At 43.0% G+C, this 24,756-nt stretch carries 24 protein-coding genes; 18 read left to right on the top strand and 6 right to left on the bottom strand.

From position 1 onward, the window contains the following. Positions 1-36 precede the first annotated feature (36 nt). The 6 genes from GVO62_RS17890 to GVO62_RS17865 all read left to right on the top strand — a co-directional run bounded on the left by GVO62_RS17890 (position 37) and on the right by GVO62_RS17865 (position 7,397). The gene (locus GVO62_RS17890) at positions 37-1,068 is read left to right on the top strand and encodes a type IV toxin-antitoxin system AbiEi family antitoxin (RefSeq protein ID WP_159120410.1); all 1,032 of its coding nucleotides are present in this window, start codon (positions 37-39) and stop codon (positions 1,066-1,068) included. Next, positions 1,052-1,906 carry a nucleotidyl transferase AbiEii/AbiGii toxin family protein gene (locus GVO62_RS17885; RefSeq protein ID WP_159120409.1) on the top strand — a complete coding sequence of 285 codons (855 nt, stop codon included), beginning with the start codon at positions 1,052-1,054 and terminating at the stop codon, positions 1,904-1,906. Before GVO62_RS17890 ends, GVO62_RS17885 begins: the two co-directional genes overlap by 17 nt. A gap of 541 nt (positions 1,907-2,447) precedes the next feature. Next, positions 2,448-2,999 carry a hypothetical protein gene (locus GVO62_RS17880; protein WP_159120408.1) on the top strand — a complete coding sequence of 184 codons (552 nt, stop codon included), beginning with the start codon at positions 2,448-2,450 and terminating at the stop codon, positions 2,997-2,999. Between the two features lie 3 nt (positions 3,000-3,002). Beyond that, positions 3,003-4,766, top strand: coding sequence for an OmpA family protein (locus tag GVO62_RS17875; protein WP_159120407.1), 1,764 nt, complete (start codon positions 3,003-3,005; stop codon positions 4,764-4,766). A 15-nt stretch (positions 4,767-4,781) separates the two neighbouring features. Then, on the top strand, positions 4,782-5,267 hold the full coding sequence (locus tag GVO62_RS17870) for a Rab family GTPase (RefSeq protein WP_105930334.1): 486 nt from the start codon (positions 4,782-4,784) through the stop codon (positions 5,265-5,267). Positions 5,268-5,276: 9 nt separating this feature from the next. Continuing rightward, on the top strand, positions 5,277-7,397 hold the full coding sequence (locus GVO62_RS17865) for a putative bifunctional diguanylate cyclase/phosphodiesterase (protein WP_159120406.1): 2,121 nt from the start codon (positions 5,277-5,279) through the stop codon (positions 7,395-7,397). A gap of 100 nt (positions 7,398-7,497) precedes the next feature. Here the strand turns inward: GVO62_RS17865 and fghA are convergent, their stop codons facing one another. Then, on the bottom strand, positions 7,498-8,340 hold the full coding sequence (gene fghA, locus GVO62_RS17860; protein WP_159120405.1) for an S-formylglutathione hydrolase: 843 nt from the start codon (positions 8,338-8,340) through the stop codon (positions 7,498-7,500). A gap of 113 nt (positions 8,341-8,453) precedes the next feature. Here fghA and GVO62_RS17855 point away from each other — a divergent pair, with 113 nt between their 5' ends. The 3 genes from GVO62_RS17855 to GVO62_RS17845 are packed head-to-tail and all read left to right on the top strand — an operon-like array spanning position 8,454 to position 11,626. Then, positions 8,454-9,368, top strand: a complete 915-nt coding sequence (locus tag GVO62_RS17855; RefSeq protein ID WP_159120404.1) for an acyltransferase — start codon at positions 8,454-8,456, stop codon at positions 9,366-9,368. Next, entirely contained in the window at positions 9,365-10,258 is an 894-nt protein-coding gene (locus GVO62_RS17850; protein ID WP_159120403.1) for an acyltransferase, read from the top strand. Before GVO62_RS17855 ends, GVO62_RS17850 begins: the two co-directional genes overlap by 4 nt. A 3-nt stretch (positions 10,259-10,261) precedes the next feature. Further along, positions 10,262-11,626, top strand: a complete 1,365-nt coding sequence (locus GVO62_RS17845; RefSeq protein WP_236547229.1) for a mechanosensitive ion channel family protein — start codon at positions 10,262-10,264, stop codon at positions 11,624-11,626. Positions 11,627-11,756: 130 nt separating this feature from the next. Here GVO62_RS17845 and GVO62_RS17840 read toward each other — a convergent pair whose 3' ends face one another. Then, complete coding sequence (locus GVO62_RS17840; protein WP_159120402.1) at positions 11,757-11,948, bottom strand: hypothetical protein; 192 nt, start codon at positions 11,946-11,948, stop codon at positions 11,757-11,759. 336 nt (positions 11,949-12,284) lie between these two features. On the opposite strand from GVO62_RS17840, the gene GVO62_RS17835 reads away from it, so the two are divergent. Then, entirely contained in the window at positions 12,285-13,097 is an 813-nt protein-coding gene (locus tag GVO62_RS17835) for a DUF2884 family protein (protein WP_159120401.1), read from the top strand. Between the two features lie 322 nt (positions 13,098-13,419). Further along, positions 13,420-14,232, top strand: coding sequence for an NAD-dependent epimerase/dehydratase family protein (locus GVO62_RS17830; RefSeq protein WP_159120400.1), 813 nt, complete (start codon positions 13,420-13,422; stop codon positions 14,230-14,232). A gap of 56 nt (positions 14,233-14,288) precedes the next feature. Here GVO62_RS17830 and GVO62_RS17825 read toward each other — a convergent pair whose 3' ends face one another. Further along, complete coding sequence (locus GVO62_RS17825) at positions 14,289-15,710, bottom strand: sodium-dependent transporter (protein ID WP_159120399.1); 1,422 nt, start codon at positions 15,708-15,710, stop codon at positions 14,289-14,291. Positions 15,711-15,837: 127 nt separating this feature from the next. Here GVO62_RS17825 and GVO62_RS17820 point away from each other — a divergent pair, with 127 nt between their 5' ends. Next, positions 15,838-16,014 carry a hypothetical protein gene (locus GVO62_RS17820; protein ID WP_159120398.1) on the top strand — a complete coding sequence of 59 codons (177 nt, stop codon included), beginning with the start codon at positions 15,838-15,840 and terminating at the stop codon, positions 16,012-16,014. On the opposite strand, the gene GVO62_RS17815 is transcribed toward GVO62_RS17820, so the two are convergent. Together GVO62_RS17815 and GVO62_RS17810 are read right to left on the bottom strand one after the other, a co-directional pair. After that, positions 15,980-16,705, bottom strand: a complete 726-nt coding sequence (locus GVO62_RS17815) for an SDR family NAD(P)-dependent oxidoreductase (RefSeq protein WP_159120397.1) — start codon at positions 16,703-16,705, stop codon at positions 15,980-15,982. The genes GVO62_RS17820 and GVO62_RS17815 overlap by 35 nt on opposite strands. Then, positions 16,695-17,090, bottom strand: a complete 396-nt coding sequence (locus tag GVO62_RS17810; RefSeq protein ID WP_105930345.1) for a thiol-disulfide oxidoreductase DCC family protein — start codon at positions 17,088-17,090, stop codon at positions 16,695-16,697. Before GVO62_RS17810 ends, GVO62_RS17815 begins: the two co-directional genes overlap by 11 nt. Before the next feature lie 238 nt (positions 17,091-17,328). Between GVO62_RS17810 and msrA the strand changes: the two genes are divergently transcribed. Next, complete coding sequence (msrA, locus tag GVO62_RS17805) at positions 17,329-17,874, top strand: peptide-methionine (S)-S-oxide reductase MsrA (RefSeq protein WP_159120396.1); 546 nt, start codon at positions 17,329-17,331, stop codon at positions 17,872-17,874. Positions 17,875-17,963: 89 nt separating this feature from the next. Here msrA and GVO62_RS17800 read toward each other — a convergent pair whose 3' ends face one another. After that, positions 17,964-19,085: a hypothetical protein gene (locus tag GVO62_RS17800; protein ID WP_159120395.1), complete on the bottom strand. Its 1,122-nt coding sequence runs from the start codon at positions 19,083-19,085 to the stop codon at positions 17,964-17,966. 278 nt (positions 19,086-19,363) lie between these two features. On the opposite strand from GVO62_RS17800, the gene GVO62_RS17795 reads away from it, so the two are divergent. From GVO62_RS17795 to GVO62_RS17775, 5 genes are all read left to right on the top strand, one after another. Next, positions 19,364-21,229: an alkaline phosphatase family protein gene (locus tag GVO62_RS17795; RefSeq protein WP_159120428.1), complete on the top strand. Its 1,866-nt coding sequence runs from the start codon at positions 19,364-19,366 to the stop codon at positions 21,227-21,229. 17 nt (positions 21,230-21,246) lie between these two features. Beyond that, entirely contained in the window at positions 21,247-21,783 is a 537-nt protein-coding gene (fldB, locus tag GVO62_RS17790; protein ID WP_159120394.1) for a flavodoxin FldB, read from the top strand. A gap of 26 nt (positions 21,784-21,809) precedes the next feature. Then, positions 21,810-22,598, top strand: coding sequence for a CLCA_X family protein (locus tag GVO62_RS17785; protein WP_159120393.1), 789 nt, complete (start codon positions 21,810-21,812; stop codon positions 22,596-22,598). Positions 22,599-22,740: 142 nt separating this feature from the next. Further along, on the top strand, positions 22,741-23,151 hold the full coding sequence (locus GVO62_RS17780) for an ExbD/TolR family protein (RefSeq protein WP_105930350.1): 411 nt from the start codon (positions 22,741-22,743) through the stop codon (positions 23,149-23,151). 182 nt (positions 23,152-23,333) lie between these two features. Further along, positions 23,334-24,746, top strand: a complete 1,413-nt coding sequence (locus tag GVO62_RS17775) for a collagen-binding domain-containing protein (RefSeq protein WP_159120392.1) — start codon at positions 23,334-23,336, stop codon at positions 24,744-24,746. Positions 24,747-24,756 lie beyond the last annotated feature (10 nt).

Here is a 24,756-nt window from a genome sequence, read left to right as displayed (position 1 = left end):
GTTCAATAATAGTGAACATAAAAGATAAATGAACGAATGGATAACTTACTAGCTGAAGCTGCGAAACTATTAGCCGCGAATACCAAGCTAAATGTCACTTATACGCATCACAATGCCCGAAACGCTGAGGAAACGGACGGACAGCTGACGATCATTCACGGAAACCAGAAACATACTTGGTGTATAGAAGAAAAGGAGAAGCTTACTCGCCACAGACTACACAAGCTTCAACTAGAAAAAATAGTTTTTAACAACAAAAAAACACTTATAGTCACAACCTATATCAATGAGAACATTGCCGAGCTTTGCCAGGAATTGCAAATCGATTATCTCGATCTGGCAGGTAATGCGCACCTCAACATACCTCCTTTTTATATCGATATTAGAGGCAAGAAACCACCTCAAGAGCATCAAATACAACACGCGAGAAAGCTAACAGGAAAGGCGTTTCAACCTAAAGGTATGAAGCTGGTCATGATGTTGTTATTGAAGCCCGAGCTTGTTAATCAGCCAATGCGGGTACTTGCGGAGCAAGCTGAAATTGCTTTAGGCACGGTAAAACAAGTGTTAGATGACCTTAAGCAACTCACATTTGTTCTCGAAAAAGGGAAAAAGGGACTCGTCCTCAACGAAAAAGATCTGCTTCTAACGCGATGGCTGGACGCTTATCCACACAACATGGAAGCAAAACTGGAGCAAAAGCTATATGTTCCTCAGAATATTGAGCAGCTTCGTAACGCACCGCTAGATAAGTACGGAGCACTCTGGGGCGGAGAGGTCGCCGCTGATGCCTATACTCATTACCTTACTCCCAAAACATATCAAATATATGCTGATACTGAAGCACATAAAGCCCTATTAAAAACGTTCAGGCTACGCCGACTACGTGCTGAAGAGACAGACGTTAATATACTGAAAATTATAGAGCCGCCTGTAGGAATCGAAAAAATTAGGGGTGAGTTACCTGGCTATATCGCGCCATTGCTAGTCTATGCTGAACTACTCAACAGCGATGACCCTCGCAACCTTGAAACTGCCAAAAGGATCTACCATGACCACCTCGCTTGATGTATCCGAAAAACTGCCCACAGGGCTTGTCGAGGTATATAGTCAAATCCACGGTATTGCCGCAGAGCTAAGTGTTCCGTTGCTAATTGTAGGGGCTACTGCACGGGATATTATCTTGGTTCACGGCTATAACGCTGCTATCGAGCGCGGTACGAAAGATGTGGACTTTGGTATCGAAGTGCAGAATTGGGAGCATTACGAAGTGTTACGAACTGCACTGATAGAAGCGGGATTTACACCGCACTCGAAGAAGGCACATCAACTAAACACGACTGACAGTGACGGCTTGCCTTGGGAAATCGACTTGATTCCGTTTGGTGGAGTCAGTGATGAGCACGGCCAGATCGCTTGGCCGCCAAAACAAGATTTTGTAATGAGCGTGCTAGGGTTCGATGAAGTCTATCAAAACGCATGGGACGTTGCCCTGTCAAAAAATCCTGAACTTAGTGTAAAAGTAGCATCTCCGGCAGGCATCCTATTGCTAAAACTTATCGCCTGGACTGAACGAGGGCGCGAGTATCAGGGAAAAGACGCTATTGATATCTATTATGTAATAAAACACTACAGCAAGATTCCTGAGGTTGTAGATGCGCTTTACGAACAAGATTATATGGATGCGCAGGATAATGACATTATGAATGCCACCGCAATGTTGTTGGCCGACGAAGTCGCGGCCATAGTAAGGGAAAAAACATTGACCTACATAAAGCAGGCTCTGCTAAACAACGATAGTGTCTTAGAGCGCCTAAAGGTTGATATAACAAAGTACACTGTCGCAGGTTATGAAGAAGCCGACATACTCATAGAGATTATAAAAGATAGGCTAAATGGAGGGTAAAACCATCTGTTGTTTCTGGATATTTCCGTCAATATCCTTACACTGAGGAACACAATAGGAATACAACGAATGTCACTTTTTACCGAAATCCCCATATATATCAACGCTTTTTAAAATTAGGCGTGACTATCCAGCATTGGGGCAACAGAGAATTTACGATTTAACGGTGTGATAGACACAGCAAAGACCTCAGGAACAATTGTTACTTAACGAGTCGCGAATTAGCGCGAGCGGCGTATAGTACCTATGTTTAATAAAAAAACAATGTCGAGCTCCGTACATTTAAACGAATGAAAAAGATTGTCACTAAGAGGCGCTAGTTTCTCTTAATTTTTCGTTTCCCCCTCATTCTCACAACTCGCTGAAAAAGAGATACTTTTCGTCTTATTTATTATCATTATTATGCTTTTAGTGTATTTCAATGTTTGCAATTAGAGGCTATTGTATAAAGCTACAATCATAATTATTAGCACATACGAAAATGTGAATGCAGCGTCATAGCGTAAGTATGCGATAGCACTGCAACCCTCGGAGACATGTTATGGCGGACAACAAGCGGAAGGACCAGCAAGTGCAAAACAGTATTGAGACTGAAAGCGCGCCTCAACCAACAGACGAACTTGGTCAACTAAGAGAAATTTTATTTGGTCAAACAAACCGGGCTTTCAGCGCAGATCTTTCTGCCCTAGAGTCACGGGTAAACGACAGTTTCACGAAGCTGAACGCGCACCTTGATAATCAATTTAACGATATTCGTAAACTTATCGATGACCAGATCAGTGAATTGTCTAATCAGCTAGCTAGCGCGAACGACAGTCACAGTAATGTTCAAGAGCAACTCCAAAACACCACTGATAAGCTACAAAGTGAGCTGGAAATCGCCGAAGCAGCAGCAAAAAATGATAACGATGCATTAGAAGCGCACGTAGTCAAAGAGCTTGAGTCGTTAGATAATTTGTTTAGTAAACGTCATCAAGAACTACTAGAGAAATTACAGCAGGTAACGAGCGATCTTTCAGAAAGTAAAACCGATAGAAAAACGCTGGCGAATTTACTTTCTACCATGGCTACCAATCTCGCAACTGATCATTAATTAATGACTGATAAGGTGCCACCGTCAGAGTTTACGGACAATTCTCTAGAAAAAGTTAGAGAATTACTTATTGGGCGGGACGACAAATTTGTTCGAGAAAAATTAGACCACGATGCAAAAGGTTTCGTGAGCAATGTTGTGTCCGAAGCATTGTTGGAGCGGGAGTCTAAAGATGGTTCTGTCAATAAAGTACTCGTTCCTCTTGTTGAAAAGTCGTTGAATCGCTCTATTGAAGCAAACAGCGAAAAAATCGTTGGTACGCTTTATCCACTTGTCGGTGCGCTTGTAAGAAAAGCAGTGTCCGCTTTTCTGGTCGAATTTGTAGAGCGAACCAACGCGTTAATTGAAAACAGCTTGAGTCCAAAGAGCATTTCTTGGCGCTTTAAAGCCTGGCAGTCAGGAATAAAGTATTCCGAGTATGTCGCCGCTCAAATATACCAATATCAAGTGCAGCAGCTTCTTGTTATCCACCGCGAGACCGGCACGCTGCTTCACAGTATTTCCGCAGATCCCGAAAAAGAAAAAGATGCAGACTTAATCTCATCTATGCTGGTTGCCATCAATGACTTCGTTGCTGATGCTTTTGGCGTAAGCAGCAATGAACCAGAAAACGAACTGGGTGAAATTAAAACCGAAGATTTTACCTTGCTTATCAAGATTGGCCCTCAGGCATTGCTCGTCGCTGCCGTCACTGGAAGCATCCCTCCAGAAGTTCGCGGTAAGCTCCAGCAAGCGCTAGAAGACTTTCACAGATTTTATCAGCAACCGCTCATTAACTATGAAGGCGACAACGCTGCATTTGATGGTTGCGAGACAATACTTGCCGACTGCCTGGTTAGTGAAAAGAAAGAGGGAGAGGGAAAGAAATCAAAGCGGCTTGTTGGCGCAGCTCTCCTACTTGTCGTTCTCATTGCGTTGTGTACGCTTTCGTTCTTGCGATTATCCCTCAGCATTTTGAAAAGCGACTTGCATGAACTCTCCCCGCCACCTGGGGTAGTCGTCACTGATGCTTACATTTCAAATGGCAAAGTACACACTAAAATCCTTCGAGACCCTGCCGCAGACAATATTGAAAAATGGTTTAACGACAGCGACATCGACCTCTCTCGCATTATAGTAAGCGAGGAGCCGTTTGTTTCACTCAAACCGAGTATAGTAGAACGCAAGCTAGAAAAACTCATTCGAGATTACCCGTTGAGCGAGCACGAAACCCTTTCCCTCGATAAACAGAATGACAATAAGTGGATTGTCTTGGGTGATGTTTTTGCCTCCACAGCCACAAACCTTACGCAAAAAATAAATAACCTCCCTGGTATTTCAAGTTTAGAGGTAGATACCTCACCACTTAGTATTAAAGCAGAGTATGAAATCGATAATGCCGCGCTTCAAAAAGTCGCTCTGACCCGTTTGGTTAATAAAATTTCTTCACAAAGTGTACTTTTTGCTACTAACCAAGAGGCGCTTTCTGAAGTACAGTTAGCAAAGTTAGAAATATTAGCAAATGATGTAAAACAGCTCCTGTCTGTAGCTAAGAAGACAAATACAATAGTTAGCATTGTTGTGATGGGCGCCAGCGATAATTCTGGCTCAAGTGCACGAAATCGTGAATTGAGCCAAAAGAGAGCTGAAAATGTTGTTAATTCATTAATCTCGCTCGGTGTTGAAAGCAGCGTTCTCATTCCTGTAAGTCTAGGAGAGCTGCCGTTACAAAATCCATCAATGGGACGTTCGGTTATGTTAAACGTATTATTATCCAGTGCACTGTAGTAAGGAAACATCTCAGTGATACAGAAAAAAGTGTGTATTTTAGGACCTACAGGGGTTGGTAAAACAAGCCTCATAAAGCAGTTTGTCGAAGGTATTTTCTCCGAGAAGTACAAGACAACGATTGGTGTAAAAATAGACAAAAAACAAGTTAACAAAGAAGGCCGTGGGATACAGCTTCTGATCTGGGATTTAGAGGGTATAGACAGATATTGTGGGTTTAATCCCCGCTATCTAAGAGGTGCGAGCGCCTATATCGTCGTTGTTGATCAAACACGTTCACAATCGCTAACTGAAGGCATGGAAATTCTTGAACTGGCAAAAGAGCATTATCCTGATATCCCTGCTTTTTTCGTCATAAACAAGACTGACTTACCCACTAGCTGGCATTGGAGTGAGGACGAGTTAGACAGCTATTCTCAAAAATTTGCGTTACTGACCAAAACTAGCGCGAAAACCGGTGAAAATGTAGAGAGCTTATTTAACACAATTGCATTTTGGTAGGAGAACTCCATGGACATCCATTTATTAAATGCATTAGGAATTACAAACTGTGCCTTGTTTAAATACACAGACTCCCATGAGCTTGAATGTCTAACACCGGAACTACCATGGCTTTCCCAAGTCGTTACGCTCGATGCTAACAATAATCTCGAAAAACAGCATATACCTTCTATTTTCTTAGACGATTTTTTTCTAGACGCTAATGAGGTGTGGAAGGGCAGCAATTCGTTTAGCCTTTCCTCTGGTTTCTGGACTGAGCAAAATGAAAGCCATCTACTCCGCCTAGAAGCATTAGCGATTAATAGCGAGTCTGGAGCACGTTACCTAGTTGTAAAGAACGTCGAAGAACAGTTCGACGAAAAGCGAAGAACGCTACAAGCCGCGAGGGAGTTGCTGCTAAGCCACCATGAAATTGTTGGGCAGCACGAATATATAAGGCATAAATTAAACAACGTGCTGCGTAAAAATACGCGATTACAGAAACTCGTTCCCCCAATTCAACAAGCCATTCACGATTTAGACACAGGCGTAGTTATTCTCGATAATGATGGAGCTTTGGTCCTCGACAACAAAGCGTCTCACAGGCTTCTTTATTGCAACAGTTCAACGCCAAGTTCCATTCGCATAAGCGAGCTAATAAAAGACATCGACGCTCCACCCACATTTCTACCTGCATTAGTAGAAAAGAAAACACCTTGGCAAGGAGAACTTTTTTGGCAACCTGTAGATGATTATAAGGTTTGGCTACAAGTTACTATCCATCCGGTATTGCAGGGTGACCAACTTACTCACTGGGTCTATTTACTCACTGATATTACGCATATTCACGGCAATGGAGAGGGCGCACTTATTGCCAGTGGGATGGATTCATTAACAAAAGTAGCCAACCGCAATTTATTTATTGATACGGTTAAACGCTCAGTTAATGAGCAAAGTGCATTTGAACTGTTTCTCATTGATATTTGTGGCTTTAAGAAAATCAACGAATCGCTTAGCTATCAGTCTGGTGATGAGATCCTCAAGACCTTTGCCCTTCGCCTTCAAAGCTATGTGGGTAATAACGGGTTTATCGCCAGAATTGGGAGTAACGAATTTGCGCTTGTTAAACGCAGTGATACGTTTAGAGAGCACACCAGCGAAGACTACGCAGAAGAACTCATAAAGAAATTAACACAAACCTATAATGTGCTTAATGGGAGTGAACCCCATTTAGGTGTAAACGTGGGTATTGCTAATTTTCCCAGCGATTGTAATTCTGCTGAGTCTCTGCTTCAGTGCGCCGACATCGCATTACAGGCTGCAAAATATCAAGGCCGCAACAACGTACTTATCTACAGCGAAGAATTACACAAGCAACACAATGCTTCAAATGAACTCGAGCGCCAACTTCGCAAGGCGATTGAAGGTAACGAGTTAACCCTTTTCCTACAACCAATCGTCAATTTGGCAACCGGAAAAATTGTTAAGTGCGAAGCGCTAGCAAGGTGGAAAACATCAAGCGGTGAGTTCATTCCTCCTGACGTTTTTATTCCTCTTGCCGAAAAAAGCGACCTTATATTTGCTTTTGGTGAGTGGCTTATTAATGAAGCGTGCGAAGCTATTGAAGCAATTAAAGCGGCAAATTTAGACATTCGCTTAGCAATTAATATCTCAGGACGACAAGTTACAGATCTGGCGCTGTTAACGCAGATCAAGAACGCACTTGACGATCACAAATTATCTGGGTCCAGTCTATCTATCGAACTTACCGAGAGCGTTTTTGTAGAAAGTTTAGACTCGGTGTCGATACTGTTAAACGAACTTCGCGATATGGGAATAACTGTATCAATTGATGACTTCGGTACGGGCTTTAGTTCATTGGTCTATCTGAAAAAGCTACCTATTGATGAGCTTAAAATTGATCGCTCATTTGTTAGTGAACTTGAAGACAATACTGAAGATCAAGCGATTGTGCAGGCTATTTTGAGTCTAGCGCACAATTTAAATATCAAAATTATTGCCGAAGGTATCGAAACAGAACAGCAGCAAGATTTTCTAAAAAGCCATCACTGCACGTATGGGCAAGGTTATTTGTATCAACGCCCAGTGGCTATTTCAGAGTTCGTGTCGTCCGCAAAAAAGTTAAGATAACGTCCTGAGAACGAATTTATATTTTCGATATTTGCTAACAAGGCCGACATCAGCTTTTACGAGCTAATGTCGGTTTTTTTTTTTTATGGCGCCTGAAGCTTTAAATTAAGCCCATATGCCCCGCGTGAAACTCCAAGTGCTCTTCAATAAATGAAGCAATAAAGAAGTAACTATGATCATAACCTTCATGCATGTTAAGCGTTAACTGCGTCTCTGACTGTTGGGCAGCATGTACTAATGCCTGGGGTTTCAACTGCTCATGCAAAAACTCATCTTTGGTACCCTGTTCCACCAAAAGAGGAATATTGTGCGTTTTGCTCGCCAGAAGCAAAGAAGCGTCATACTCTTTCCACGCTTCTTTGTCATCGCCTAAGTATCGGCCCAATGCTTTTCGACCCCAAGGGCAGTCACTAGGGTTAGCAATAGGACTAAAAGCAGAAACTGAAACAAATTTATTCGGATTGCGCATGCCGATAACTAATGCGCCATGCCCCCCCATGGAATGCCCACTGATGGCCCGTTCTTTGGTGACGGGGAATTCGTTTTCTATTAACGCAGGAAGTTCGTCAACGATATAACTGTACATATTGTAATGCGTGTTCCATGGTGACTGCGTTGCATTAACGTAAAACCCAGCGCCAAGGCCAAAATCGTAGGCGCCCTCATCGTCGTCAGGTACCCCCTCTCCACGCGGCGAAGTATCTGGCGCAACAATCGCCATTCCAAGCTCGGCCGCCAATTTCATCGCGCCCGCTTTCTGCATAAAATTCTGGTCAGTACAAGTCAGCCCTGATAGCCAATAAAGTACCGGAACCGGCTTATCCTTTGAGGCAAACGGGGGAAGAAAGATTGCGAAGGTCATATCGCACTGTGTTGTTTCAGCTTTATGCGTGTAGCGTAAATGACGCCCGCCGAATGCTCTATTTTCGCCAATAAGCTCCATTACAGCTCCTTAAATTCGTAAATTTGCACCTTTATCGTGGAATCAGTAAAGGCTCTATCGGATTTTAGATCAAGTTCGTTTACACTAAGCGCCTAATTTTTGAGGTAAGTACAATGGTAAAAGCACTGCTGCATCATATTGTTGGCACTATTTCGGTCATCTGCTATTTCTTAAACACAGTTATATGGTCAACGCCTATCTTTATACTGGCGGTTTTTAAACTTATACCCATCGCGCCTTGGCGACGATTCATTTCCTATTTGGCAGATGCATGCGCAACTGCGTGGATTGGTGTAAATAATATCAACCAGCGTATAAGTGGCCGCACAAATTGGACGGTAAACGGACTAGAAAAATTAACCCGAGATGGTTGGTATCTCGTTATTGCTAATCATCAATCTTGGGTCGATATCTTAGTTCTTCAACGTGTTTTCAACAGAAAGATACCGTTTCTAAAGTTTTTCCTCAAAAAAGAGCTTATTTACGTCCCTATTTTAGGTCTGGCTTGGTGGGCACTTGACTTCCCCTTTATGCGACGTTACTCAAAATCATTTTTAGCCAAAAATCCGCATTTAAAAGGCAAGGATATGGAAACCACGCGTAAAGCGTGTGAAAAGTTTCGTAACAAGCCGGTAAGTATCATGAATTTTGTAGAAGGTACCCGCTACACTCAGGCAAAACATGATAAGCAAAACTCGCCTTTTGCTCACTTACTCAAGCCCAAGGCAGGTGGCGTTGCATTTGTATTATCTGCAATGGGTGATAATTTACATAAGCTGATTGATGTTACTATTGACTACCCGAACGGCGTCCCCTCGTTCTGGGACTTTGTAAGCGGCAAGGTCCGCAATATTCGCGTGAATATAAACGTAATGCCAATCAAAGAAATTATGGAAAACGGCATTTTCAATGAGAATTATTTTGACGACCCCGAAGTTCGCGCCCGTTTTCAAACGTGGCTAAACGAACGTTGGCACGCCAAAGACCAACTGTTAGATTCACTTAACGCAACTCAGAAGCCATTATGATTCGTGTAGTACTTGCTCCATTTATTTTTGTTTTACACACCACACTGCAAATTCTAAACCTCGCCTTTTGGGGTGGACTTATAATATTGCTAGGCTTGGTGAAGCTTCTGCTGCCTAACGGAAAAATCAGAACAGCTTGGAATAAGGTCATGCATGCGCTGATGTTTAGCTTTGGCCGTATAAGCGTTCTGTTAATCAGGCTTTTTAACAACGTAGATATTCAGTGTTCTGTTCACGGTGTGTTATCTAAAAATAGTTGGTATTTGATTATTGCAAATCACTTGAGTTATTTAGATATCATTTTACTAATTGAATTTGCCACCCACCGCATCCCTGCCCCTAAATTCTTTTTAAAGAAAGAGCTTATTTGGTTACCTTTTGTAGGGCTTGGGGCCTGGGCTCTGGATATGCCATTTATGCACAGATACACCCGGGCTTATCTAGAAAAATATCCTGAAAAAAGAGGCAAAGATCTGGAAACAACCAAAGCCTACTGTGAGAAATTTAGAACTGTGCCTACTACGGTAATCAATTTTGTTGAAGGAACGCGGTTCACGCCTCAAAAACATCTTTCCAAACAAAGCCCGTACAAGAATTTACTGCCGCCGAAAGCTGGCGGCGTTTCCTTTGCCTTGTCGGCTATGGGTGAGCTATTCACTAACGTTTTAGATATCTCATTACTTTATCCCGAGAACAAGCGCCACCCTATGATGGCAATGCTAAGCGGCAGAATGACGAAGATTGTCATAGATGTAAACGTTACGCCGGTTCCTGAGTTACAACAGCAGTCAGAACGCACGGAGTCTGAATTTCGTCTTTATTTTCAAAACTGGTTAAACGGTCTATGGGAAAATAAAGATAATCGTATAAAGAAACTGTTGGAGTCCTAGTCAATGGAAGTCAGTGCATCAGTACGCGATCACTTTATCAATTTGGTAAACGACGTTTTCCCAAATTTAACAACAGAGGACCCTCTATATAGCGTGATAGCGCTTGGGTCTATTCTGATTATCGCAGCGCTTATTTATGTTATCGCGCGATTGTTGGTGCGCCCTCAAATCGCTAATTGGGTATATAAATCGAATAACAGGTGGGATAACGCACTTCAAGAGCACGGCTTTTTTAGGCGTTTAATGCATCTTTTCCCTGCGCTGTTTATTTACGTCACCACACCGGTTTTAATAGATGGCGAAGCCGTCATGCATGGCATGGTTATTAAAAGTGCCCAGCTTTATATGTTGTACAGCGGTTTACTGGCCCTCTACGCAATGCTGAGTACCGTAGAAGACGTTTACAATGCGTCGGCCTTTTCACGCAGAGCGCCCATTACAGGGTTCATTCAGGTTACAAAGCTAGCTTTCGCTATTATCACCATACTTCTTAGTATTTCGTTGATTGTAGATAGAAGCCCTCTGCTTATTGTGTCTGGTCTAACCGCCATTGCTGCGGTATTGCTATTAATTTTCAGAGACACGATTTTGGGCTTTGTTGCCGGCATTCAAATTGCGGCCAACCGTATGTTCAATACCGGCGATTGGATTGCGATGCCCAAGTATGAAGTAGATGGTGAAATTCTTGAGATAGGGTTAACGAACGTTAAGGTACAAAACTGGGATAAAACTATTTCGACATTGCCTACCTATAGTCTTACTACAGAGGCAGTGAAGAACTGGCGTGGAATGCAGGAATCGGGTGGGCGCAGGATTAAGCGTGCCATTTTTATCGATGTGCATTCAATCAAGCTCTGCGACAACGATATGTTGGAGCGTTTTTCAAAGATTCGCTATATCAACGAATACATTGATAAAAAGAAAAACGAACTGCGTGCTTATCACAGAGATTACTCTATTGATGAGTCTGACTTACTAAATAGCCGTCGCCTGACGAACATTGGCACCTTTAGGGCTTATCTGGAAGCTTACTTACGCAAGCATCCTAATATTAATCAAGAGCTAACCTTGATGGTTAGACAATTACCCCCGAATGAACTTGGCCTTCCCCTAGAAATTTATTGCTTTAGCGCAGAAAAGGAATGGGTGAAGTATGAAAAAGTACAGGCTGATATTTTTGACCACGTAATGGCGATGCTTGACCTATTCGACCTGCGTGCTTATCAAAGAGACGGACATCTCTCACTTTTGGCAAGCCGTGAACAGAGTGTATACAAGCATGATACGAAAGAACACGAAGAGCGTAATGCTCGCGACAGTCAAAACGATGAGGGAAGCTACGATTCCCCTCGTAATGAAGGTCAATAGCGCAATTCATTCTCAAAGTAAGCGCATAGCCAGAAGCTAGCAGAGCAAAACACTGAGGCTTGAGCACCTAAGCCAAATAATACGCGAAAAAAACCGGCACAAATGCCGGTTTTTTTATAACGCTTAATGTTTACGCCAAGGCATAGGCCATCAGTAAGCACAGTACTAAACCTGTAACGCCAAAAAAACCGTACTCGATTTTTTCCTGCATACCTTCAGCACCTGCTTTAGCAGTCATTAAGCCCATAACGATGCTGCTTAGCCCTAGCGTAAAGGCAATTAGCGCAACACCAAACATAATTGCATTAATCCAATCAGCCATTGTGATAACCCCTTAAAATAATTGGCGGTATTATGCACCAATAATTCAGTTTTGAACATGCTGGATTGGTTTTAATACACTACCGTGAACCAAAAATTGATCTTAGTCAAAATTGCTAACTTATTAATATATTCACCAAATAGTTAGTAAACACAAAGCTAGCCAATGCTTCAACAACAAATAAAGCAATGAAAAATAAAGAAATTTAATCTTGGCAAGGGCATTGCTCTATTCAGTGCAAAGAACATCATTTTGTAGCTTTAGTAAATCAGTGACAGAGCAAGGCTACGTTTTGTACAAATACAATCTTGTCACGAGTGAATTAAGGAATAACCAATGTCTAAGAAACTATTACTTTCAGTTGCCGTTACCAGCGCTTTAATCAGTGGACACGCCTTTGCTCATGACAAGAGCTTTCAAACCAATAATTGTGACATGGAACTTGATGGTCACATTCAGTACTACCAAGGCAACCTAACCGTAACCATGGACAATGGTTCGGTGATGGAAATTGACGCGAAGCGCAATCTAAAGATCAATGGTGAACCTGTCTCACTTGACCGTGAGCAACAGAAATGGGTTAGCGATTATTACAATAACATAGATACCGCAATTCCTATGACGCTTACCATTGCGAGTGAAGGATTGAAAATTGCTAACGTCGCCGTAACTGAAGTATTTACTGAGTTGTTAGGTGGTGACCAGATGGGCGATGATTTTCGCGAGTTGTTTGACTCACTCGATGCGAAATTGCAAACCTCATTTTATGATGATGCTGGCAATATCCGCATCGATTCAACCAAATTTGAAGAGCCAGGTTGGTTTGACGAAAGCTGGGAACAAGAGTTCGAATCGCAAATTGAGTCTTTAATTAGTGAATCCATGGGTCGAATCTTGATCGCTGTTGGCACTCAAATGCTTTGGGAAGGCGGCGACATGTCTGAATTCGAAGAGAAGATGGAACGCTGGGGTGAAGACCTAGAGTATCGTCTAGAAAGCCAAGCGGCGTCGTTAGAAGAAAAAGGTGATGCCCTGTGCGAAGTACTCAAAAAAGCCGACTATGCTGAAGGCAAAATGCAGGCCTCTATTTCTGGTCTTGATGGGCTCAATTTGCTGGATATCGACCTTCATTCAGAAATGAAAATGTAATCGCTTTATCACTTCATAGCTAAAAGCACCCTGCTGGCTATGTGTCATACGCATAGCCAGCTTTTTATTTAATACCATTAATCTGCATAGATAATTGCCCACTCACAAGGTGCTGGCAAGTTTCCTAGCGAAGCGTGGGAATGCAGGAATAGCTGTTTCCCTTTCAAATTCCCACTAGGCATTGTTCACAACGCTCGCCTTAAAAAAATATCTCATTCCAATAGCACCTTGTATTGCACAGTACCCACCGATTCCCTATAGAATACAAACATAGTTTAAGTAAATTGATGTAACGCGTATTGACAGAAAAGGTATCTAGACAATGACACAGAATTTAGTAATTACCGGCTATGGATGGTTAGCAGGATACGTCGGTAAGGCACTGGCAGGCGATGTTAATATTATCGGAACCACCCGGAGTCACGAAAAATGTTTAGCATTAAAAGACCAAGGCATTGAAGGAGTTGAATACACACTAGGCGATGATCCTGAAGTAGTATGCCGTCACTTATCAAATGCGACGCTATTACTCAATGTACCGCCGGGTCGAAAAAGCACGCACTTAGAAACGTTCACTGCCAATATGACTGCACTTATAGATGCAGCGGTGAGTGCTGGCGTTCGTCATATCGTGTTTGTTAGTACTACATCGGTGTACGGAGATAGCACTAATGAATTGATAAATGAAACCAGCGCTACGGCTCCGCAAACAGAATCAGCAAAAGCGCATGTTGCTATCGAGAACTATTTGCTTGCAAAACGAGACCAAATTGACGTTAGCATTCTTCGACTAGCCGGCCTTGTTGGTCCCGACCGTCACCCCGCACGTTCACTTAGCGGACGGGAGCTAGATGCAGGTAATAAGAGAGTTAATCTTGTCCACATTAACGATGTTGTGGAAGCACTTAAAAAAATTATTGGTAGTGTGCCAATTAACGGCATATTGCATTTATGTAGCTTGTCTCATCCAAAGCGAGGGGTCTACTATGTTGATGCCGCAAAAGCGTTGAACATTGAACCGCCCTACTTTGCAGATACTGAAAACTCCCCCTCAGGGAAAGTCATCGATGCCCACAAGAGCTGGCAGCTGCTTGGTGTTTCGCCACAGTACAGTGACCCCTACAGCATGTTTTAAAGCAAAAAAATGGCAAGCTTGTTTCCAAACTTGCCGTTTTTTATTTTGCAATTACGTTAGCCGAAGAGACTTAACCCAAAGTATTTAACCGCAACGGTGTTAACAAAAATCACGAGCAATATTAGCGGTATGAAGGTTTTCAAAGACACATCTACGTACTTCTCAAACCAACTACCTTTATAGCCTTGGCTTCCTTCTTCAAGCGAGGCATTAAAGTTCGCGCTTTTCCAGCGGTAAATAACAAACAAGCAAATTAACAGGCCATTAAGCGGTAAAATGGTGTCGTAGAATACATCGTAAATTACGTCAAATAAGGATTTATCGGCACCGGCGTAATGCATAAATGACGTGAGCATTTCAACTTTACCAAAAGATAGCGCACTCAATATTGCCAGAATAATCATAATGCTGCCAAGAGAGCCGAGCGCCCATTTACGGCTAACGCCTTTCTCGTCCATTAATGCAGCCACCGGCACCTCAAAAATAGAGACGAGTGAAGTAATAGCAGCAAAGAATACAAGTAAAAAGAACAAGCTTGCGACTATCGATGCGCCAATATATCCAATAGAATCCTGCAACGCCAAGAATATGCTAGGCAGGTAAGTAAATATCATTCCTACTGACGATTCACTTAAGTCATCAGGATTGATATCAGGATTAAAAGAGAAAATAGCTGGCAAAATCATTAGACCTGCCGTGAACGCAACTGCAGTATCAGTTAACGCCACCAACTTTGCAGCGCTTGGTACATCTGCTCGCTTATCGATATAACTTCCGTAAGTGATAAGAATACCCATACCAAGGGACAAGGAGAAAAATGCCTGAGACAGCGCGCCATTAACCACTTCTGCTGTTATTTTAGAAAACTCTGGGACAATGTAGAAGGTCACGCCTGCCATTGCGTTGTCTTGCGTAAGTACGAATATGACTAAGCCTATTAGCATTACGAAAAGCGCTGGCATAAGAAGCTTTGCCGCTTTTTCGATACCCTCTTTTACCCCACCCTGCAATATGAGGTATACCACGCCCACAACCACGGCCATGTAGGCGAAAATAGATTCGGAATTAATAAACATTCCGAACGTATTAGGATCCGCGAGTTTATCTAAATTGCCGCTTACGGCTTCAAATAAGTAACCGAAAAGCCAAACAGTAATTACCATATAAAAAACGGCGATCATAAAGGGGGTAGCAATAGCTAACCAGCCCGCAACCTTCCATTTTTTCTCATTGCCGCTAATATCGCTGTATGCACCCAATGGGTCTTTTTTAGCATGACGGCCCACTGACATTTCAGCCAGCATAACCGGTAAACAAATGGCAAAAACAAAAATCGCGTACATTAATAAAAATGCACCGCCACCGTTTTTAGCCGCACCGACAGGAAAACCTACTAAGTTACCAATGCCTACCGCAGAACCTGCAGCAGCCAAAATAAAACCTATGCGCGATCCGAACTGTTCTCTGGCCCCGCTCATATCCCTTCCTCTTGTTGAGTTATTGTTATAGCAATTCGCGGGGTCGATACCTTATGTGTACGTTTTATTTGTACTTATTTTACCGCGCGAACTGGTATTAATTATTATCAGGATGGCGTTTGTTGTTATGACTCACGTGTGGCGTCAACGCGTTGTATTGCTACCTCTATGGGCTCATCAATACGCTGCACCATTCCCAAAAGAGCATGGTAACAGCAGTGAAATAAAAAGTCTTGATGTTGAACTTGTTGAAACGATGAAAGAGCGTATCACCAAGTTACCACTTCACCATTCCAGTCGATAAAATGGCAAGCTTGGTCTCGATCTAGCTTCGAAACATGAGTAATGAGTTGTTTTGCGGTAAATTCAGGCGTAAATAGCTTCTTAGCAGCAACGTTTTTCTGAAAAGGCTTCGACAGTCCTGTATCAACCGTTCCAGGATGGTAACAAACGAGCATAACGTCTTTCACCCTGCGCTTATATTCGACCGATGCGGTTTTCACGAACATGTTAAGCGCCGCTTTTGATGCCCGGTAACCGTACCAACCGCCGAGTCCGTTATCGGAAATACTACCAACCCGAGCACTCAAACAGACAAGAGTTGAACCCTCTTTACTAACAATATTAACGAGATGCTTAAGCCACAGTGCAGGCGTAATGCTGTTGGTAGAAAAATAAGCTGACAATGCCTGTTCGCTGATGTCTTCCAATCGTTTTTCAGGGTGTACTTCCTTTTCCTCGTTATGCAAAAAACCCGTGGTAATTAAAACGGTATTTAGCACGACACCCTGTTCGTTTAACTTTTTAACGAAAGCGCCAATATGCGCATCATCTTGTTGCGCTATCTGGTGATAGGTAACGTTTTCTTTTGGCGTAAATTCAGACGCAGGCGCTCGACTAACCGCAATAACTGCCGCGTCATTAAGGCGATATTGCTCGATAAGTGCGCTGGCTATGCCACCTGAGGCGCCTACAATTAGCACATTATTTTTCATTTGCGTCTCCTGGAATGCAGCGATCACATTGACGTTTTTTCCCCGTCAGTAAATAGGAAATAGTGTACCTATGTTTGGCAAACACATTGTAGAATGCATCCGCGAAATAACGAATAATCGGCCAGCGAAGCGGAGCATAAAGCCAACCCATTCCTACTGCCTTCCACGCTTCATGAGTCACGTCTAGCCCAGTTATCAAAGTACCATCGTCGCGAAGACCATGAATTCTGGCGTTAAGGGCATCCCAATCTAATGTAGGATAATTCGATGAGAAATCCGGAGACTGAATGTCTACCAACGTCAATTTGTTGTGCTTGTCTCGTTTGCTTAAATGTTTCATTTCGGCCATGCAAAGTGGGCAATAGCCGTCGTAAAATATAATCACGTTAAAATACCTCTGCTAAACCGAGCGTGTCTCTTCGTTTTCAGTGCGTTTGCTTCTGAAAGCGTGCGCACAGCGACCAGCACTTATCTCTAAGTGCCAATAGCTTAAAATCTTTTTGGACCGCTTTGCGTTATTCTTATTTAATATTCGTTTATACGATAAAAAAACACGCTTGGATGACTTGTGTTGCAGGCTGCTCGCACCCACACTAGGTTCAAAGATTAATAGAGGTTTTACTATGGCAAATTTACAAGTCGCAACCTTAGCAGGCGGATGCTTTTGGTGCATAGAATCAGCTTTTAACAGTGTTGATGGTGTGGAAAAAGCAATTTCTGGTTATGCGGGAGGTCATAAAGCTGATCCTACATATGAAGAAGTTTGCGGGGGTAACACGGGCCATGCTGAGGTAGTACAAGTAACATTTGATGCAGATAGCATCAGCTACCGTGAAATTTTAGAAATTTTCTTCGCGCTGCATAATCCTACCCAGCTAAACAGGCAAGGAAATGATGTGGGCACACAGTATCGAAGCGCAGTTTTCTATCACGACGACGCCCAAAAAGCGGAAGCAGAGAAGATTATTGCAGAAATTACTGAAGATGAAATTTGGCCAGATCCTGTTGTGACCGAGGTTGTAGAAGTGAATAATTACTATGATGCCGAAGATTACCATCAGGACTATTTTAAAAATAATCCGCAGAACCAATATTGCTCAATGGTTGTTGCCCCTAAGCTCGCAAAGTTTAAAAAGACCTTTGCTTCACGCCTTCGCAGTGATGCGTAATGGAAAAGTTATCTAATCAGAGCCTGACTTAATGGTTCAGAAATAAGAAAGGGTTGCTTGGCAACCCTTTCTTATGAGTATCGTTTAAACTATTCAAACCACGCATTGTTAATTTTAAGGGAAAATAGAAGAGGGGCCAAATCCTCGTAACGACGTAAGTGCGCATCGCATGTGGCATTTTTCAAATAATTTTTTTCCCAAGGATCGTTGATAATCCACAGAGTATCGTCAATTGACACTAAACCTTCCATTGACGCGTTATCCATCGTGTATTGGTCGCAGCTTTCGTCTTTTGCCACGTCAAAAGTGATGGGAATGCGTTTGGTGGCTTTACTGCCGCTGGTATCAATTACCCAAAGTTCGTTATCGTTTCTTGCTGCGCCAAATAAATAAGACGCCCCCGTTGAATGGGTATACATAGCTAAACCATTGAGAGGATGATTGCCTGACGTAAATGATGGCAGCTGTAAATCAGGCTCATCTACTGTTGCAAACTCCTTCGACGCAAAAAAATCATCATCAATATTTAACGAAAAAATACGAGGTTGCGCTGCTTTGTCTTTTTCCAACGCTAAGTATAACGTGCCGTCATTAGCCATCGTCAGGCCCTCTATCCCATCGTTAGGAAAGTTCCCCACTTCAAATTCAACAGGGAATTGCAACGGCCGCACGCCTGCCATCTCAACAGCTCCATTGTCTTTGCGTGTCAGCTTTACGAGTAACGTGGGATAATCAGTAGAGCCAGTATCCTCATACTTAGTTTCACACCGCGGACTTAATGCTCCTGTTCGAGTTGCATCTTCGGTGACCGTATAGACTACATTCGGATCCCTGGGGTCTACTGCTAATGCCTCTAAATCTGGTTCTTCATTTAAGTAGTTAAAAAAGCAACTTCTTCGCACATTTTGCGAAAATGAAAAACGCTCACTCGACGAGACCAACATTGCAGTAGCAGGCGAAATATGATGAAGCTTTAACTGCTGAGCTGTATCAGCACTAGCATCTGCAATTGTAACCAGCATGTCGTTCATTACAACCAGCCCTGATGTCTGCGGGTCGAACATGACGTTACCGTTCTCATCCAAAATCCATTTACCAACTGCTACTTCTGTCAGGTCCTTAGGTTCAGGCGTAATAACCACATCTACCGGCTCACTGCATGCACTGAGCAGCATGGTCATTATCACTGCACTTGTTACGTATTTAAACATGTCTTGAATTCCTATCTCCTTTCATGCGAAAGAGAACTACTACTGAGGCGCGATGCTCTTTACTGTACATTTTTAAAGCAGAGAGCAACGCGGCCTATTACTAAAAAATTGTAAGGGAGTATAACGAGCATACCGTTTATGCACAAAAAAGAGTAAAGTTATATTTAAAGCGAAAAACCATGTTGATCATGTCAAGAATGTGTATCACGTTTTAAAGTTAGTTTTGTTAGCGCTTCGCGCAATTTATGTCAGAGGAAATCGTTATTTCTACGCAGCATTTGCCCCAAGTTATCGCAGGGCCAATAGTTAGAAAAGTGACATCAAACTCGTGTCATGTGTGGCTCGTTAGCAGCAACGCTGACGCACCTTCGCTCTCTTTATCTCATGGTGATTCGGTATTGGCTGGCGACAGTCAAAGCGACACTGTTCGCGTCGGCAAGCACGCGTTTATTCATCTAGTTACTTTTTCTGCATCAACGTCATTTGAAGACAGAGAACGAATAAACTACAAACTTATCTTTAATGATCACCAACAGCAAAATGCGTGGGAAAAAGAGCAACGCGCTTTGCTTTATAAAGATCAGGCTAGTCTGAGCTTTCATTATACTGGCACCCCAGAAACAATTTTGCACGGCTCATGTCGAAAGCCCCATTTTCATGGCGATGATGCACTTGTTCAGGTAGACAATCTTCACAAAATCGCGTTTGAGGAAAAAGCAAGTTTCCCTGACTTACTGTTGATGACGGGCGATCAGATCTACGCTGACGACGTTGCAGGACCGATGCTTAAAGCCATACATAGCGTAGTTGCGCGTTTAGGCCTTTATCACGAAGCACTTGAGGGAGCGGTCGTTAACAACACCAGTGATCTTGCAACCCACGAACACGGCTTTTATGAACGAGAACAGCTCCTGCCACAAATCGCGACTAATACGGTACTGTCTTCAATTTTCTTTGGAGCCAAGAAAAAGCCGGTGTTTACTTCAGTTAATGCCCAAAATCACTTAATAGGCAGTGCTGAAATTATCGCTATGTATTTACTGGTATGGTCCGACACACTATGGACGGATATCGTCATTGATAAAGATGGGATCCCAGAAAAGTATAACGCTATATTCGATAAAGAAAATGAAGCGCTTACCGGCTTTGTGAAACCTCTTTTACAAGTGCGTAGAGCGTTAGCACACGTTCCAACCTACATGATTTTCGACGATCATGACGTGACCGACGACTGGAACTTAACCCGAGGTTGGGAACAAGAGGTCTATGGTAACCCCCTATCGAAACGTATGATTGGCAACGCCCTTATCGGCTATTTGCTATGCCAGGGCTGGGGTAATGCGCCAGAAAAAGTAACTTTACTGATTCAAAAGGTAAAGGCGTCGTTGGATAAGCAAGGGTTGGCCGCCCATAATGAGATTGTTGATGAGTTGCTGGACTTTGATCAGTGGCATTACCGTATAGATACAACCCCTCCCATCGAGGTGTTAGACACGCGCACACAGCGCTGGCGTTCAGAATCTAATATGAACAAGCCATCAGGGCTGATGGATTGGGAAGCATTGTGTGATTTCCAGCATTCCATTATCGGCAAAGAGTCTGTCATTGTGGTTTCGGCCGCACCTATATATGGCGTGAAAGTCATTGAGGCTATTCAAAAAGTGTTTACCTTTTTCGGCAAAGCCCTCACCGTAGATGCTGAGAACTGGATGGCCCATAAAGGTACGGCTAACGTAATTTTAAATATTTTCAGGCATTACAAAACGCCGCCTGAGTTCATTATTCTTTCTGGCGATGTGCACTACTCTTTTGTATACGATGTGCGTCTGCGCTTCAGACGCAATAGCCCTCATATTACTCAGTTTACGTGTAGCGGTTTAAAAAACGCTTTTCCCGATGGGTTGATAAAATGGTTAGATAGGTTAAACCGCGTGCTTTACCGCTCGAAGTCACCTCTCAACGTATTTACCCGACGTAGAAATATGTCTGTGAAAGCAAGGGAACCAAGCATGGGGTATGGTGAATTATTCAACGGTTGCGCCATTGGTGTATTAAAAATTTCACAGAAAAACACTGATGTTCAGTGCAAGGCTTTGTTGAGCAACGGTAAAGAGGTAGAATTCCCAACTTCTAAAGACGATTAGTTCAAAAGAGGTATCTAATGAGTGATAGCGCACTGTCCATCGGATTATTTTACGGCTCCACAACCTGCTATACCGAAATGGCGGCGGAAAAAATCCAAGCGCAGCTCAATAGCCTTTTTGACGAAGACATTGTTGACCTTCATAACATCAAGGACGTGAATCTAACGCGCACTGCCGACTACGACATTATTATATTCGGCATTTCAACCTGGGATTTTGGCGAGCTCCAAGAGGATTGGGAGTCTCACTGGGAAGAGGTTCACGGCTTAGATTTATCTGGGAAAACTATTGCCCTGTTTGGCCTTGGCGATCAGCTCGGTTATGGAGAATGGTTCCAAGATGCGTTAGGTATGCTCTACGATGCAATTTTGCCCTCAGGCTGCAAGATAGTCGGTTACTGGCCAAATGAAGGCTATGAGTTTACTGCATCAAAAGCCTTAACCGAAGATAAAGCTCAGTTTGTTGGCCTGTCTCTTGACGATGAAAACCAATACGACAAAACAGACGCACGCATCGAAGCATGGTGTGAGCAGTTGCTGGTCTCGATGGCCTAAGCCCGCATTATATTTGGATATCAGCGTTGGAAAATAAAGGCCGTATTCATCAGCAGTTTTATCGCAATGGTCCAAGCCACAGAGACGGCGCTGACGTTTCATTTCAAGATATTCGCAAGCTGTTCAATTTCGCTACGATCACTGTGGGTCGATGGGTAACGGCTGAAGAACAGCAGATCGCAGCCAATTTATTTTTTGATGCGCTTTACGATCTGGTTACGATCCTAAACATTAACGAGCAGGTTTTGTCGCTGAACGGTTCCCTATCGCTTGCTTTTGGTAGCGGAGGACAAAAACACAGTAGTGCTCATTACAATAGCGCAAAGCGACAGCTTGCACTGGCTAAAAACGCTGGTGCCGGTGCGTTAGCACACGAATGGTTTCACGCGTTCGATCACTACATAGCACCACGCATGTTCGACGGCATTGGTGCAGGTAGCTTTGCAACGCAGGCATGGCTGGACAATGCACCTATGAACCCTCACCCATTGAATCAAAAATTGAGCGATTGTTTCTCTCAGCTCTTCTTAAATGATCAAAAAAGGCCAAATGAGTACTTTGTGCGATCCGTAGAAGCTGATCGCGCGCTAAAAATGTATTATTATGCTATGCCTCAGGAGATGGCTGCCCGGGCATTTGAAGCCTGCATCCAAGATCACGAGATCAAAAATGCGTTCTTGGTGCAAGGGACAAAAAAATCAACGGAAGCTAGACTTGGCATTTATCCTCATGGTAACTTGCGTACATCACTCAATCAGGCATTGATGTTGTATTTTTACCAATTAGGTGTCGCTATTTCACGAAAACAAACATAGTTTGTTGTTTTATTACCGTGAAACTGAGTATTTTTTCAACAACAAGTGTTAATGAGCACACTGTTTTTATACAAAAGTCTGTATATTTTTGTAACAAGCAGTATACTAAATGGCTCGAACGTAACAGAAGAAAGAAGACGAGATGAAAAGAAAGAAGCATACCTCGGCTGAAGACGAGGCTCAGATTGATATGACCCCCATGTTGGACATCGTGTTCATCATGTTGATTTTCTTCATCGTAACGACCTCGTTCGTGAAAGAGAAAGGTTTAGATGTAAACCGTCCTGAAGATAATCAAGCTAAAAACGATAAGCCTTCAAAAGCGCTTTCTATTCGTATTGATGCCGATGGCACAATTATGATGGGTGGTCGTGAAGTTGATATTCGTCGTGTTGTAGCTAACGCACAGACATACTTAGCGGAAAACAATACAGATACGGCAGCAATCCAGGCACACGAAGACAGTGAGCACGGTACTGTGGTAGAAGTAATGAACCAAGTTAAAATTGCGGGTATCGATAAAGTATCCGTTTTGGTTAAGAAGAGTAGCTAACAAGCTCTTATTAACTTATGAAATATATGAAAGCCACCTTCGGGTGGCTTTTTTCGTATAAGGTCTTATACCAAAGTATCTCTTGTGCTATCGCATGAATTTTGTTCAGATCGTACTATTCGGTGTGTCTGGAAAATCCATGTTGAAACTCGGTTCCAGACTCGGATGTCACTGGAGCCATTATGCACAAAACAATACTCAACACTGCTGTATTAGTAGCAGTGGTGTCAGCACCTCAGGTGTCGGCAGCCAAAATTGAATTAAGCGAAGCGTTTAATTACAACGCGTTTATCTTCCAAGATTTTGAAGGAAAGTCTTCTGATGTAGAAGGTCGTCTTGCTGTTGGTGGAGAGATGCGCGTCACCGACTTTAACGTTGGCTTATTGCTGTCTCCAGACTTATCAGAGTCGGCGCTTGCTGTAGGTGGTAACCTGCATTTCACTCGCGGCGACGTACACGGCGGCTCGACTACCGTATCGGGTATGGTATTTGGCTCTGAACTCTCTTTCGATAAGGCAGTAAATGCCGAGCAGACCGTAAACCTAATCAACTCTACTGTCGAATCTGGCGGTATTTCATCGCAAGGCGACGTAAAACTAGGGAATTCAAAAGTAGTTTCCGGTGATGTCTACGCGAACACCGTCAAGCTTGGTGGGCCTAATAGCGTTTATGGCAGTATTAGCAATACCAGTGAATATGGCTCTCAGGTTGAAAACGGAAATGTTTTTGCTGAGTCCGGCGTTGAGCTTGATAGTAGTGAAGTGAAAGGCGTTGTTACGCTGAACGACATCAATAACTTCTCGGCAATTAATGGCTCAAAAGCCGCTTCTGTTAAGCAGGGCAGCGTGAACAAAGTCGACGTCAATAACATTGATTTTAACGGGATCGCAGCTGAGGCTACAGCGCAGTCTCAAGAATTTGCGTCAATGACCGCGAATGGTACAACAACATTGTCCTGCACAGACGTAAAGGATCCCAAACAAGCGATAACGTGCAGCGATCCTAATACCACTAAACTACATACCATCACCTTTTCTGGCACTGATGATATAAATATCTATAACATTGATTCAAGTTGGTTTAGCGCTGGCGACAAAGGCATTGTTTATGATTTCTCTACCACCAGCTACAACATTATTAATGTGTATGGTGAGACGGTAGAGCTTTTCAATACTGGCTTCTTTAATACCGCGTTTACGCAGGAAAATGAATATTTCAGAGAGAACGGCCAGTATAGAGACAACGACAACAATGTCGGCCAGCGTCACGATGGTCGTTATACTAACAATATTTTATTTAATTTTGTTGATGCTGTAGATCTTACCCTGCACAGTGTGGGCGTAAAAGGTAGTGTACTAGCGCCATACGCAGAGCTAAGTTTTTACAATGGTCATGTTGATGGCAACGTGGTTGCTAATAGATTTGAAACGCCGTTCAAGGAGCTGGTTAATGACAATGGCGAAACCTATGTTGCGCCCACAGGCCAAATAAATAACTATCGGTTTGGCGCTATTAACGTCAGTGAACCGGCTTCAATCGCTATTTTGTTTGGCGCAGGATGTCTTATGCTAACCAGGCGTAGAAAGACTAGCTAGCGTCCAAAAA

The organism is Alteromonas sp. KUL150 (assembly GCF_009811475.1).
GTDB lineage: Bacteria > Pseudomonadota > Gammaproteobacteria > Enterobacterales > Alteromonadaceae > Alteromonas > Alteromonas gracilis.
The sequence above is the reverse complement of the archived record's forward strand: the minus strand, read 5'-3'. Positions and strand labels throughout refer to the sequence as shown.